Source organism: Candidatus Polarisedimenticolia bacterium, assembly GCA_035764505.1.
Taxonomy (GTDB): domain Bacteria; phylum Acidobacteriota; class Polarisedimenticolia; order Gp22-AA2; family AA152; genus AA152.
Map to the genome: position 1 here is coordinate 1 of DASTZC010000201.1, position 12359 is coordinate 12359.

Here is a 12359-nt window from a genome sequence, read left to right on the forward strand (position 1 = left end):
GATCCAGGCGAACGGCAGGTCGAGCTCCAACCCGACGCCCACCGCCGCCAGCGCGTTGCGCACGTTGTGCCATCCGGGGACGCGCAGCGAGATCGAGCCCAGCGCCTTGCCGCGCAGCAGCACCTGGAAGCGCGACTCGAACTCCTGGAATTCGACCCGCTCCGCGCGCAGGTCGGGGGAGCCCTCCAGACCGTAGGTGACCACGCGCCGATCCAGGCGCGGCAGGATCGCCTGCACGCTCGCATCATCCAGGCAGACGATCCCCGTCCCGTAGAAGGGCACCTTGTTGAGGAAGTCGACGAAGGCGTCGCGCAGCCGCGCCAGGCTGCCGTAGTGATCCAGGTGCTCGGCGTCGATGTTGGTGACCACGGCGATGGTGGGGGAGAGGTGCAGGAAGGAGCCGTCGCTCTCGTCGGCCTCGGCCACCAGCAGGTCTCCCTTGCCGAGCTTGGCGTTGCTTCCCAGGATCCCGAGCCGGCCGCCGATGACGATGGTCGGATCCAGGCCCGAACCCGACAGAACCTGGGCCACCATCGAGGTGGTGCTGGTCTTGCCGTGCGAGCCGGCGATGGCCACACCGTATTTCATCCGCATCAGCTCCGACAGCATCTCGGCGCGCGGGATGACCGGGATTTGCCGCCGCCGTGCCTCGGATACCTCCGGGTTATCGGCCTTGACGGCGCTGGAGACGACCACCACATCGGCCCCCTCCACGTTGCGCGGCGAGTGGCCCACCATGATCGTCCCTCCCAGCCCTTCCAGCCGGCGCGTCACCGGGCTGGAGGCGAGGTCGGACCCGGTGACCCGGTACCCCAGGTTCAGCAGGACCTCGGCGATGCCGCTCATGCCGATACCGCCGATCCCCACGAAGTGCACTTGCCGGACTTTCTTCATGCCATCAGCTCCTCGACCAGCTCGGCCACCCGGATGGTGGCGTCGGGCCGCGCCAGCTTCGCCGCGGCGCGCTCCATCGCCGTCAGCCGGTCGGGGTTCTGCAACAGGGTCACGATTTCCGTCGCCAGCCGCGGCCCGCTGAGCTCCGATTCGGGCAGGACGCGGGCCGCGCCCGATTGCTCCAGCTTCTCGGCGTTCTGTCGCTGGTGATCGGCGGCGGCATGCGGGTAAGGGATCAGGATGGCCGCCTTCTGGCAGGCGGTGAGCTCGCTGACCGTGGTCGCCCCGGCGCGGGACACCACCAGGTCGGCCTTCTCGTACTCCTGGGCCATGTTCTCCAGGTAGGAGACGACCCGGGCATCCAGCCGCTCGGCGCGGTAAGCCGCCTCGACCCGCTCCCGGTCCTTCTCGCCGGTCATGTGGGTGAAGCGCAGCGCCAGCCGGTGCGCCGCCAGGGCCGGCAGGGCGTCGATCATCGCCTGGTTGACGGCGTGTGCCCCCTGGCTGCCTCCGAACACCAGCACGCAGAACGGCGTGCCGCGCGGCTTCGGCTTGACCGCGGTGAACTCCTCGCGGATCGGATTGCCGGTCACCTCGCCTCGTCCTCCCAGCAGATCGCGCGTCTCCTCGAAGGCGACGGCGATCCGATCCACCCAGCGCGACAGGATCCGGTTGGCCAGGCCCGGCGCATAGTTCTGCTCCTGGATCATGGTGGGCACGCGCAGCAGGATGGCCGCCCCTACCACCGGGCCGGAGGCGAAGCCTCCCACCCCGACGACAGCCTGTGGCTTGAGCGTCCAGAGGATCCGCAGCGATTGGACCAGCCCCATGCCGGTGCGCAGCAGCGCCGAGACCTTGGCCCCGAGGCCGCGTCCCAAAAAGCCGCCCGATTCGACTTTCATGAGCCGGAAACCGTGTCCTTCCACGACGCGCTTCTCGAAGGGGGAGCCGGTGCCGATGAAGATCACCTCGAGGCCGGGATGGCGCCGGGCCAGCGCCTGCGCCACCGCCAGGGCGGGGTAGACATGCCCTCCCGTTCCGCCTCCCGCGAACACCATGCACCCTCCCGGACCCGCTTCCGTCAACTAATTCGAGTGCTGCGAGACGTTCAGCAGCACTCCCACCGAAAGCAGGCAGACCATCAGCGAGGAGCCGCCGTAGGACAGGAACGGCAGCGGCAGCCCCTTGGTGGGCATCATGCCCAGCACCATGCCCATGTTCAGCGCCGCCTGGATCACCAGGAACAGCGTCAGCCCCATCCCCAGCAGGTAGCCGAAGCGATCGGGGGCCCGCAGGGCGGCACGACAGCCGCGCCAGAGCAGCAGGGCGAACAGCAGCAGCACTGCGGAAGTGCCGATCAGCCCGAGCTCCTCGCCAATCACCGACAGGATGAAATCGGTGTGGGGCTCCGGCAGGAAGAAGAGCTTCTGCCGCCCTTCACCGAGGTTCAGCCCCTGAATCCCGCCGCTGCCGAAGGAGAGGAGCGACTGGCGGATCTGGAAGCCGGCCCCGAGAGGGTCCTCCGACGGGTTCAGGAAGGTCATCAGCCGGCGCACCCGGTAGCTCGCCTGGAAGACCGCGACCAGGATTCCCACGAACCCGAGCGCCGCGCCGGCGGCCATGTAACGCAGATCCAGCCCCGCCAGATAGAGCATCACGGCGGCAATCAGGCAGAGCGACACGGCGGTGCCGAGGTCGGGCTGCATATAGATGAGGAAGGCGAAGGTGCCGGTCACCACGCCCGCGGGCAGCAGCGTGCGGCGCAGGTCGTTGACCTGGCCCGCGCGCGCGTCCAGGAATGCCGCCAGGAACAGCACCAGCACCGGCTTGGCGAGCTCCGAAGGCTGGAACGAGAAAAAGCCGAGGGAAATCCAGCGGTGCACCGGGCCGGAAGGGGTCACCAGCGCCAGCATCAGCAGCCCCACGACACCCAGCAGCGCCCCCAGCACCACGGCGCGGCTGCGCAGCCGGCGGTAGTCGAAGTGCATCGCCCAGACCATCAGGATCGCCCCGGCGACGAGCGCCGAGACCTGCTTGGCGAGATGGTGGTAGGGGCTGCCGTAGCGGTTCATCGACAATACGGCCGACGCCGAGTAGATCATCACCACGCCGAACAGCGCCAGGATGACCGGGATCGAGAAGAGGAGCCGATCGAAAGCCAGCTTGCGCGACATCAGCGTCCCCCCGGACCGCGTTCGGCGGCGGCAATCATCTCCCCGACGATCCGCCGGAAATCCTCGCCGCGCTCCTCGAAGTTGCGATAGGCGTCGAAGGAGGCACAGCCCGGAGCCAGGAGGACGACGCCTCCGGCCGGGGCCAGCCGGCGCGCCTGGTGGACCGCCTCGCGCAGGGTTGCGACGCTCACTCGCGGCCCGGCGGCGCCGAGCTGCGCCGCGATCGCCTCGCGCGCCTTGCCCATCAGCACGACCGCCGCGGCATGTTGCTTCAGGAGCGGGACGAGCGTGGCGAAATCCCCGCCTTTGTCCTTGCCTCCCAGGATCAGCACGACGCCTCCGGGAAAGCTCTCGAGCGAGCGGGCCGTGGCGGCGACGTTGGTCGCCTTCGAATCGTTGTAGTAGCGCACCTGGTCGAGGGTTCCGACCAGCTCGATCCGGTGCGGCAGCCCGCGGAAGGCGCGCAGCGCTTCCGCCATGCGCTCCGGGGCGACGCCGCACAGGCCGGCCGCCGCCACCGCCGCCAGGACGTTCTCCAGGTTGTGCACGCCCGTCAGCGGAATCTCCGCGACCGGCAGGACGGGACGGGAGGCTCCGGCGCGCCGCAGCACCACCATGCCGGCTTCGACGCACGCCCCTTCGGTCACCGCTTCCTTGCGGCTGAACAGCCACACCCGCGAAGGCACCTTGCCGGCGAAGGCGAAGGCTTCGGCGTCATCGTGATTGAGCACTGCACCATCGCCGGGCCCCTGGTTCTCGAAGATGCGCGCCTTGGCGGCGCGATAGGCGGCATGGTCGGCATAGCGGTCCTGGTGATCGGGGGCCACGTTGAGCAGGACCGCCACGTCGGGGCGGAACGTCTCGATCGCCTCCAGCTGGAACGAGGAGAGCTCCACGGCATAGACACGCTCCTCGGAGTCGGTTTCGACCATCTCGATGAGCGGGGTCCCGAGATTGCCGCAGGCCACCGCATCCAGCCCGCCGGATTGCAGCAGATCGCCGACGAGGGTCGTGGTGGTGCTCTTGCCGTTGGTGCCGGTGATGCCGATGATTCGTCCCTTCAGAAAGCGGAACGCGAACTCGATTTCTCCCCAGATCGGGACCCCGGCCCGCCGGGCCGCCGCCAGCGGCGGAAGATCCAGGGGCACCCCGGGACTGACCAGCACTCGATCGGCCCCGGTGAAATCACTCTCGTCGTGACCTCCAAGGACCAGATGGGCGCCGCGCCGGCCGAGCGCTTCAACCTCCGGGTCCAGCCCCTGCGCCGCGCGGTCGGTCAGGACGACGCGGGCGCCGCGCTCCAGGAGGAAGCGGCCGAGGGCCCGGCCGCTGCGCCCGGCCCCCACCACCGTGAACCGAAGACCCGAGACCCGCTCCATGGGCCCGCCAGAAACCGCCGGGAGATTCAACGCAGCTTGAGGGTGGACAGGCTGATCAGAGCGAAGATGATCGCGAGGATCCAGAAGCGGATGATCACCTTGGGCTCCGCCCAGCCGCCCAGCTCGAAGTGATGGTGCAGCGGGGCCATCCGGAAGATGCGCCGCCCGCGTGTCTTGAACGAGGCGACCTGCAGGATCACCGAGGCCGCCTCCATGACGAACAGCCCCCCGACGAACACCAGGAGGAACTCCTGCTTGATCAGCACCGCCACCGTGCCGATGGCGCCGCCGAGGGCCATCGATCCGACGTCCCCCATGAACACCTCGGCAGGATTGCAGTTGAACCAGAGAAAACCAAGCGACGCCCCGACCAGCGCCCCGCAGAAGACCGTCAGCTCCCCGCTTCCCTTGACGTTGAGGACCCCGAGGTAGGTCGAGGCCACCGCGTTGCCGGCGATGTAGGTGAGGATGGCGAAGGTCCCGGAGGCGATGAGCACCGATCCGATCGCCAGGCCGTCCAGGCCGTCGGTGAGGTTCACCGCGTTGGCCGCCCCGATGATGACCACCATGATGAAGGGGGCGTAGAACCAGCCCAGGTCGGGGGTCCACCGCTTGTAGAAGGGGAAGCTGAACTGCGTCGTGAACAGGTCGTTGTGCGCCAGCAGGACGAGATAGACGCCCACGGCGCCGGCGACGACGATCTGCATGGCCATCTTGCCGCGAACAGTCAGCCCGAGGGACCTCATCTTGCGCAGCTTGAGGTAATCATCGAGGAATCCGATGACACCGAAAGCGAGGGTGGACGCCACGGCAATCCACACATAGCGGTTGGTGAGGTCAGCCCACAGCAGGGTGGGGAGCACCGCCGCCAATATGATCAGCAGCCCCCCCATGGTCGGTGTGCCTTTCTTGGTGTGGTGGGTTTGAGGTCCCTCGGGTCTGATGTTTTGCCCTATCTGAAGACTCCTCAGCTTGCGGATCAGCCATGATCCGAGGCCGAAGGAAATCAGTAGTGCCGTCAGCGTGGCCAACGCCGTCCGGAAGGTGATGTAGCGGAAGACGTTGAAAGCGGAGATCGTCTCGTGCAGCGGGTAGAGGAGATGGAAGAGCATCAGGCCTCCTCCCGTCCGCGGGCCGCACGGATCGCCTCGATGAGGCGCTCCATCGCCATGCCGCGCGAACCTTTTACCAGCACGAGATCGCCGGGCCGCAGGGCGCCGGCAAGGAATTCCGCCGCGGCGGCGGAGGTGTCGAAATGCCGGGTCTCGGCCAGCCCGGCCTCGCGGGCCGACTCGGCGGAGTGCCGCGACAGCGGCCCCACGGCGACGAAGAGCGCCGCGCCCGCTTCGGCGACCTGCCGTCCCAGCAGGCGGTGTGCCTCGGTCTCGGTGGGGCCGAGCTCGAGCATGTCGCCCGAGGCCACCACCTTGCGGGACGCGGCGGTGGCGGCCAGCGTCTCCAGCGTGCGCTCCATCGCCTTGGGGTTGCTGTTGTAGGTCTCGTCGAGCACCCGCACCTCGCCGGGAAAGCGCAGCATGGCCCCGCGCATCGGCAGCGGCCGCGTGCGCGCCAGCCCGGTCCGAATCGCCTCGGGCCCCGCTCCCGCGACATGGGCGGCCGCGGCGGCCGCCAGCGCGTTGGCCACGTGATGGCGGCCGGGGAAGGGAATCTCGACCTCCAGAGAGCCTTCCAGCCCGGCGATCCGGAAGACGCAGCCCCCCGCCGGGGTGGGCCGCAGGTCGACTGCCCGTACGTCGCATCCTTCCGAGAAGCCGAAGGAGATCTTCCGGCCGCGATGCGCCGCCGCCACCCGGGTCACCTCGGGGTCATCGGCGTTGAACACGGCGACGGCGTCGGCTCGCATGCCGCGGAACAGCTCGCCCTTGGCGTCGGCGATCGCCGCGACCGAAGGAAAGTGCTCCAGGTGGACCGGGTAGACGTTGATCAGGACGCCGACATCGGGATCCGCGATCTGGGCCAGGCGCGCCATCTCGCCCGGATAGCTCATCCCCATCTCCAGCACCGCCGCGCGGTGCTCCGGCTGCACCCCGAGCAGGCAGAGCGGCAGGCCGAAGGTGTTGTTGAGATTGCCGCTGCTCTTCAGGGTGGGCACCGCCTCCTGCAGGATTGCCGCCGCCATCTCCTTGGTCGTGGTCTTTCCCGAGGAGCCCGTGATGCCGACCACCGTCAGCGGCTGCCGCCGCCGCACTGCCGCTCCCAGGTCCTGCAGAGCCTGGGTGGTGTCGGCCACCCGCAGGATTGCGGCTTCACCCGGGAAATCGCCGGCACGGCCGCGCGAGATGACCACCACCTTCGCCCCCTTGCCGATTGCCTGGCCCACGAAGCGATGGGCGTCGTGGTTCGGTCCGACCAGGGCGAAGAAGAGATCGCCTTCCCTGAGGGTGCGGGTGTCGATCGAGTACGACTCCACGGCGGTCTCCGGATCGCCGCGCAGGATGACGCCGATCGTCTCCTGCGCCGCGTAGGCCAGGCTAAGTCGTGCCATGGGCCGAATCCGCTATCGGGCGGCCGCGCAGGATCTCGCGGACCACCTCCCGGTCGTCGAACGGGAGCGTGCGCTCCCGCAGGATCTGGTAGGTTTCGTGTCCCTTGCCGGCGATCACCACGGCGTCTCCGGCCTCCGCTTCCGCCAGCGCCAGCCGAATCGCCTCGCGGCGGTCGGGCTCGACGCGGTACCGGCCCTCATCGGTGGTGATCTGCCGGATCCCCTTCTCCACCTCGGAGAGAATCGACAGCGGGTTCTCGGTGCGCGGATTGTCGGAGGTGAGGATCGCCAGATCGGCCAGACGCGCCGCCGCGGCGCCCATCAGCGGCCGCTTGCTGCGGTCCCGGTCCCCACCGCAGCCGAACACCACCAGCAGCCGTGCCGGATTGAGCTCGCGGACAGTGCGCAGGGTGTTGGCCAGCGCGTCGTCGGTATGGGCGTAATCCACGAACACCGCGAAAGGCTGGCCTGCCGCGACGCTCTCCAGCCGTCCGGGCACGCCAGGCAGGGCGGCGATCCCCGCTTCGACCGCGGAGACCGGGCAACCCACCGCCAGCGCCGCGGCGGCGGCCGCGGCGGCGTTGGATGCATTGATGCGGCCGATCAGGCGGGTTTTCAGCTCCAGCGGCCGCCCCCACGCCGTCAGCGTCAGGCGGATGCCGTCGGATTGCGGCTCGAAGCGGGTGATGCGGACATCCGAGGCATCGGCGAAGCCGTAGGTCACGCCGAGTCCCGGGCCGGCCGCCAGCAGGTGATCGCACGCCGGATCGTCGCGGTTGATCACCGCGGGGCGTCCGGCCGGCAGATCGCGGAACAAGATCGACTTCGCCTCCAGATAGGAAGCCATGTCGTGATGGAAATCGAGATGGTCCTGCGTCAGGTTGGTGAACACCGCCGCGGCGAACTGCAGCCCTTCGACCCGGTGCAGGACCAGGGAGTGCGAGGAGACCTCCATCACCGCGCGCCGGCACCCCTCGGAGGCGGCGCGATCCAGCAGCCGGTAGAGATCCACCGATTCAGGGGTGGTCCTTTCGGCGCGAAACTCTTCGCGGCCGATGCGATAGCCGAGGGTGCCCAGCGCGCAGACCGGTCCCCCCTCCGAGCGGAAGATCGATTCGAGCAGGTGCACGACCGTGGTCTTGCCGTTCGTGCCGGTCACGCCGGTCACGCCGAGCCGCAGGTCGGGGTGCGAGTAGTAGTTGCGCGCCGTCAGGGCCAGCGCCTTGCGGTCATCCGCCACCCGGATCCAGGTCGCCGGGAACGAAGGCGGGGCCGGTGCGGCCGACAGGACGGCGCAGGCGCCGCGGGAAAGAGCGTCATCCACGTAGTCGTTGCCGTCCAGCTTCTCCCCCCGCAGGGCCGCGAACAGGTAGCCGGGCTCCGCCTGCCGCGAGTCGCAGGCAATTCCGAGGATCGAAGGCTCGGAGGGACCGAGAATCTCCAGCACCTCCACTCCGTCGAAAACGCGCGTCAGGTTCACGGCGCCTCCTCCGACAGGACCAGTGTGCAGGCGCTCCCCGAGGGAACGTCGGCCCCCGGCGGAGGGTCCTGGCTGGAGACGATTGCTCCGTGGCCCGAGAGGGTCGAGGTCATTCCCATCTGCGCCAGCACCAGGCTGGCGTCGCGCACGCTCCGTCCGGTGAGATCGGGCATCTCGATCGTCTCGCTCTCGGCCGCCTGGGTCGCGTGGCGGGGCTCGGCGGGGGTCAGCGGCACGAAGCGCACGTGGCGCTCGCGCGGCGCCTGGCGTCCGGCGAAGCGGCCCGGCAGTCCGGGCAGTGACTCGAAGCCTTTCAGGGAGGCGAGTATCTCGGTGTTCCGGTCGAGGACGACGCCGTCCTCGGGGAGCACGCCAAGATGCTGCAGGGCGGGCAGCGCGATGCGCGCGAAGGCGGGCGCGGCAATCTCGCCGCCGTGGAAGCCGCCGTGCGGCTCGTCCACCACCACCAGGATCGCCAGCGCCGGATCGCGGCTGGGGACGAACCCGGAGAACGAAGCGACGTAGCGGCCGCGCGAGTAGTGCCCCGATTCGTCGATCTTCTGCGCCGTTCCGGTCTTTCCGGCGACGGTGTATCCGGGAATGGCGGCCGCCTTGCCGGTGCCGTCGGTGACGACCTTCTCAAGGATGGCGGTCAAGGCCGCGGCGTTGCCGGGGGACAGGACGCGCCGGCCCGGATCGGCCGAGCGGGTCGGCCGGCTCAGCGATCCGTCCTCGCCGATCATCCCCGCGACGATCCAGGGGCGGTGCAGGATGCCGCCGCCGGCGACGGCCGCCATGGCGGTCACCGACTGAAGCGGCGTCACCCCGACCTCCTGGCCGATCGCGAGCGAAGCCTGCGACAGCCCCGACCACTCGGAGGGAGGACGGAGGATTCCCTTCACCTCGCCGGGCAGGTCGATGCCGGTGGTCGCGCCGAAGCCGAAATCGGTGATGTGATGGTAGAAGACGGTGCCCGGCATCATGGCGGCCAGCTTGATGGACCCGACATTGCTCGATTTCTCGACGATCTGGGCCACCGACAGGTAGTCGAAGGGGAGGCGGTCCTCCTTGATGGTGAACTTGCCGATCTTGATGGCGCCGTGCTCGCAGTAGATCACGGTGGAAGGAGTGACCTTCTTCTCCTCCAGCGCCGCCCCGGCGGTGACGATCTTGAAGGTCGATCCCGGCTCGTAGATGGCGCCGATGGCGCGGTTCATCCGCGCGTCGTCGCCGGCGTCGCCGTAAGCGTTGGGATCGAAGGTGGGGCGGTTGGCGAGCGCCAGGATCTCGCCGGTGGAGGGGCGCATGACGATGGCCGTGCCGCCGCGCGCCTGGTGCTCGCGCACCGTGTCGTCCAGCTCGCGCTCGGCCAGATGCTGGATCACCTCGTCGATCGACAGCACCACCGCCTTGCCGGAGGTCGGCGGCTGCTCGCTCTTTCCCAGGGCGCGCCGGCCGCGCCCGTCGCGCAGCGCCACCAGGAAGCCGGGTTTGCCGCGCACGTCGGAGTCGAGCGAGTACTCCAGGCCGTTCAATCCCTGGTTGTCGACGCCGGCATAGCCCAGGATGTGGGCTGCGAGCGATCCCTTGGGATAGAAGCGCTTGCTCTCGCGCACGAAGTAGATGCCCTTCAGATGCAGCTTCTCGACCGCCTTGCGCTGCGCCGGGGTGATCTTCCGCTGCACCCAGACGAAGCGGCGGCCGCTCTTGAGCTTGCCCTTCAGATCCTCGGCGTGCACTTCCAGGACCGAGGCGAGACGGCGGGCGGCGAGGGTGGGATTCTCGACCTCGGTCGGATCGGCATAGACCGAGTCGACGTCGATCGACAGGGCCAGCTCCCGGCCGTTGCGGTCGTAGATCGGCCCGCGCTTCGGGTCGAGGGTGACGACCGTTTCCTGCTGGGCGCGGGCGGCGGCCCGCAGGCCGGGGGAGAGCAGGACCTGGAGCTGGACCAGGCGGAACTGGATGGCGGCGAGCACGCACCCGAGCCCGATGACCAGGAAGGTCACCCGCTCCGGGACGCTCTCTCGCTGCCACATGGGTGGGCCTCTTTCAGCGCTCCGCGGCGATCAATCCGCCGGCAGGGGGGGAAGACTGCGCCACGCTGCGCGTGGCGGCCGAATCTCCGGTGAGCCGGATCTTCACCGTATTCTCCGGGTCCGGAGGCACCAGGCCCAGCCGCGCGCGGCCGAGCTGCTCGATGCGCTTCAGGTTCGACAGGGTGGCGCGCTCCAGCTTCATCTGACGGTTCCATTCCGTGAGGCGGATCTTCTCGGCGCGCAGCTGCTCGATCTGGTAGCCGGTGCGGATGAACTCGATCTGCTGCCAGACGTAGAACAGGATCGGGATCAGCAATCCGGCGCAGATCCAGGCGAGCCGCCGGAGCTCCCGGGCGCGTGCCTCGTCACGCTCCTTCACCAGGTGCTGGTTCAGCACCACCCGGCGGGTCGCGTCGTGGCTCATGCCTGCTCCTCCCGCCGGCGCGCGGCACGCAGCCGGGCGCTGCGCGCGCGCGGATTGGCGCGCAGCTCGGCGTCCGATGGCCGCACTGCTTTGCGGTTCACGAGATCCACGATGCCGGGCGTGCCGCAGACGCAGCGCGGCAGCGACGGCGGACAGACGCAGTGCGGCACCAGCCGGACCAGGGTCTGCTTGACCTTGCGGTCCTCGAGCGAATGGAAGGCGATGAAGGCCGCCCTCCCGCCGGGGATAAGCAGGCGGCAGGCCTCCTCGATGAAGCGCTCGAGCCCTTCGAGCTCGTCATTGACGGCGATGCGCAGGGCCTGGAACACCCGTGTGGCCGGATGGATGCGACCGCTCGTGCGGGGAGAGGTCTTCTCGACGATGTTCGCCAGCTGTCTGGTGGTGCGGATCGGCTCGGCCGACCGGGCGCGCAGGATCGCCCGGGCCAGGCGCGGGGCGCGCGGCTCCTCGCCGTATTGCCGCAGCAGCCGTGTCAGCTCCGTCTCATCAACCGTCGCCAGCAGATCGGCCGCGGTCTCTCCCTGCGAGCGATCCAGCCGCATGTCGAGCGGGCCGTCGGCGGAAAAAGAAAAGCCGCGGCCGGGATCGTCCATCTGCAGGGAGGAGAAGCCGAAATCGGCCAGGATTGCGTCGACACGCCCGAGACCGCGCTCGGCGGCGATCCGGGACAGGTCACGATAGTCTGCGTGGATCGGCAGGAAGCGATCCTCGAAGTCGCGCAGCGCACCGGCGGCGCGCGCCAGCGATTCGGCGTCGCGATCCAGTCCCACCACCCGGCCGGAGGGGCCCACGGCCTCGAGCAGGGCCCGTGCGTGTCCGCCGCCGCCGACGGTACAATCGATCGCCATGCCGCCGCGCGGGACGGAAAGGAGATCGAGGCTTTCCCGCAGAAGCACGGGGCGGTGCGGAATGTCGGGCGGCTCGATCGAGTTGGTCATGGCGGCGGCTTCGCTGAGCAAGGCGCTCAAATCCCCAGGCTGGCCAGGATGCGGTGATCTTCCTCGGTGACCGGCTCCGAGCCCAGCTTGGCCTCGAAGCGATCGCGATTCCAGATGTCCAGGTAGCGCTGGTGCCCCAGGACCGCGACCTCGCCCGTCACCTCGGCCGCCTTGCGCAGCAGCGGCTGGATGACGATGCGCCCCTGGGCGTCGAAGCTTCCGATGGCGCCGTAGTAGTTGACGCGGTTCAGGAAGCGCATGATGGTCGGGTTCATGGAGGAGACGACGGAGACTTTCTTCTCGATCTCCAGCCAGATCGGCATCGGATAGATGCGGACGAACTCGCCGGAGAGGCTGGTGATGTAAACGTCCCGGCCGTATTGCTGCTCGATGAAGCTGCGGAAGGTGGATGGGATCTTAAGGCGCCCCTTCTCGTCGATCCTGGCGGGGGAGTTGCCTCTGAGCATGTGCCGATCCCTGGGAGAAATGCCGGCCCGGTCCGCC

Annotated in this window: 11 protein-coding genes; all 11 read right to left on the bottom strand. The window is 69.0% G+C overall.

Features of this window, described 5'->3' with window-relative positions; translation table 11 throughout:
* A partial coding sequence (gene murC / locus VFW45_13230) for a UDP-N-acetylmuramate--L-alanine ligase (protein HEU5181746.1) occupies positions 1 to 894 on the bottom strand: 894 nt, incomplete at its 3' end.
* Positions 891 to 1952 carry an undecaprenyldiphospho-muramoylpentapeptide beta-N-acetylglucosaminyltransferase gene (gene murG, locus VFW45_13235; protein HEU5181747.1) on the bottom strand — a complete coding sequence of 354 codons (1062 nt, stop codon included), beginning with the start codon at positions 1950 to 1952 and terminating at the stop codon, positions 891 to 893. The genes murC and murG, both read right to left, overlap by 4 nt.
* 27 nt (positions 1953 to 1979) lie before the next feature.
* Positions 1980 to 3068 carry a putative lipid II flippase FtsW gene (gene ftsW / locus VFW45_13240; GenBank protein HEU5181748.1) on the bottom strand — a complete coding sequence of 363 codons (1089 nt, stop codon included), beginning with the start codon at positions 3066 to 3068 and terminating at the stop codon, positions 1980 to 1982.
* Complete coding sequence (gene murD, locus VFW45_13245; GenBank protein ID HEU5181749.1) at positions 3068 to 4447, bottom strand: UDP-N-acetylmuramoyl-L-alanine--D-glutamate ligase; 1380 nt, start codon at positions 4445 to 4447, stop codon at positions 3068 to 3070. Before murD ends, ftsW begins: the two co-directional genes overlap by 1 nt.
* 26 nt (positions 4448 to 4473) lie before the next feature.
* A complete protein-coding gene (gene mraY, locus VFW45_13250; protein HEU5181750.1) occupies positions 4474 to 5559 on the bottom strand; it encodes a phospho-N-acetylmuramoyl-pentapeptide-transferase in 1086 nt (361 codons plus the stop codon).
* Positions 5559 to 6953 (bottom strand): UDP-N-acetylmuramoyl-tripeptide--D-alanyl-D-alanine ligase, encoded by a 1395-nt coding sequence (gene murF / locus VFW45_13255; protein HEU5181751.1) that lies wholly within the window; start codon positions 6951 to 6953, stop codon positions 5559 to 5561. Before murF ends, mraY begins: the two co-directional genes overlap by 1 nt.
* Positions 6940 to 8433: a UDP-N-acetylmuramoyl-L-alanyl-D-glutamate--2,6-diaminopimelate ligase gene (locus VFW45_13260; protein ID HEU5181752.1), complete on the bottom strand. Its 1494-nt coding sequence runs from the start codon at positions 8431 to 8433 to the stop codon at positions 6940 to 6942. The genes murF and VFW45_13260 overlap by 14 nt, the downstream gene beginning before the upstream one ends.
* Positions 8430 to 10472 carry a penicillin-binding transpeptidase domain-containing protein gene (locus tag VFW45_13265; protein HEU5181753.1) on the bottom strand — a complete coding sequence of 681 codons (2043 nt, stop codon included), beginning with the start codon at positions 10470 to 10472 and terminating at the stop codon, positions 8430 to 8432. Before VFW45_13265 ends, VFW45_13260 begins: the two co-directional genes overlap by 4 nt.
* A gap of 13 nt (positions 10473 to 10485) precedes the next feature.
* Positions 10486 to 10896, bottom strand: coding sequence for a cell division protein FtsL (locus tag VFW45_13270; GenBank protein HEU5181754.1), 411 nt, complete (start codon positions 10894 to 10896; stop codon positions 10486 to 10488).
* Positions 10893 to 11876, bottom strand: a complete 984-nt coding sequence (gene rsmH, locus VFW45_13275) for a 16S rRNA (cytosine(1402)-N(4))-methyltransferase RsmH (protein HEU5181755.1) — start codon at positions 11874 to 11876, stop codon at positions 10893 to 10895. Before rsmH ends, VFW45_13270 begins: the two co-directional genes overlap by 4 nt.
* Before the next feature lie 5 nt (positions 11877 to 11881).
* The gene (locus tag VFW45_13280; protein ID HEU5181756.1) at positions 11882 to 12322 is read right to left on the bottom strand and encodes a division/cell wall cluster transcriptional repressor MraZ; all 441 of its coding nucleotides are present in this window, start codon (positions 12320 to 12322) and stop codon (positions 11882 to 11884) included.
* Positions 12323 to 12359: the final 37 nt, after the last annotated feature.

Bases quoted from the DNA above. Each gene is read 5' to 3' on its own strand.
- murG (HEU5181747.1), bottom strand. From the start codon at position 1,952: ATGGTGTTCGCGGGAGGCGGAACGGGAGGGCATGTCTACCCCGCCCTG.
- ftsW (HEU5181748.1), bottom strand. From the start codon at position 3,068: ATGTCGCGCAAGCTGGCTTTCGATCGGCTCCTCTTCTCGATCCCGGTC.
- murD (HEU5181749.1), bottom strand. From the start codon at position 4,447: ATGGAGCGGGTCTCGGGTCTTCGGTTCACGGTGGTGGGGGCCGGGCGC.
- mraY (HEU5181750.1), bottom strand. From the start codon at position 5,559: ATGCTCTTCCATCTCCTCTACCCGCTGCACGAGACGATCTCCGCTTTC.
- murF (HEU5181751.1), bottom strand. From the start codon at position 6,953: ATGGCACGACTTAGCCTGGCCTACGCGGCGCAGGAGACGATCGGCGTC.
- VFW45_13265 (HEU5181753.1), bottom strand. From the start codon at position 10,472: ATGTGGCAGCGAGAGAGCGTCCCGGAGCGGGTGACCTTCCTGGTCATC.
- VFW45_13270 (HEU5181754.1), bottom strand. From the start codon at position 10,896: ATGAGCCACGACGCGACCCGCCGGGTGGTGCTGAACCAGCACCTGGTG.
- VFW45_13280 (HEU5181756.1), bottom strand. From the start codon at position 12,322: ATGCTCAGAGGCAACTCCCCCGCCAGGATCGACGAGAAGGGGCGCCTT.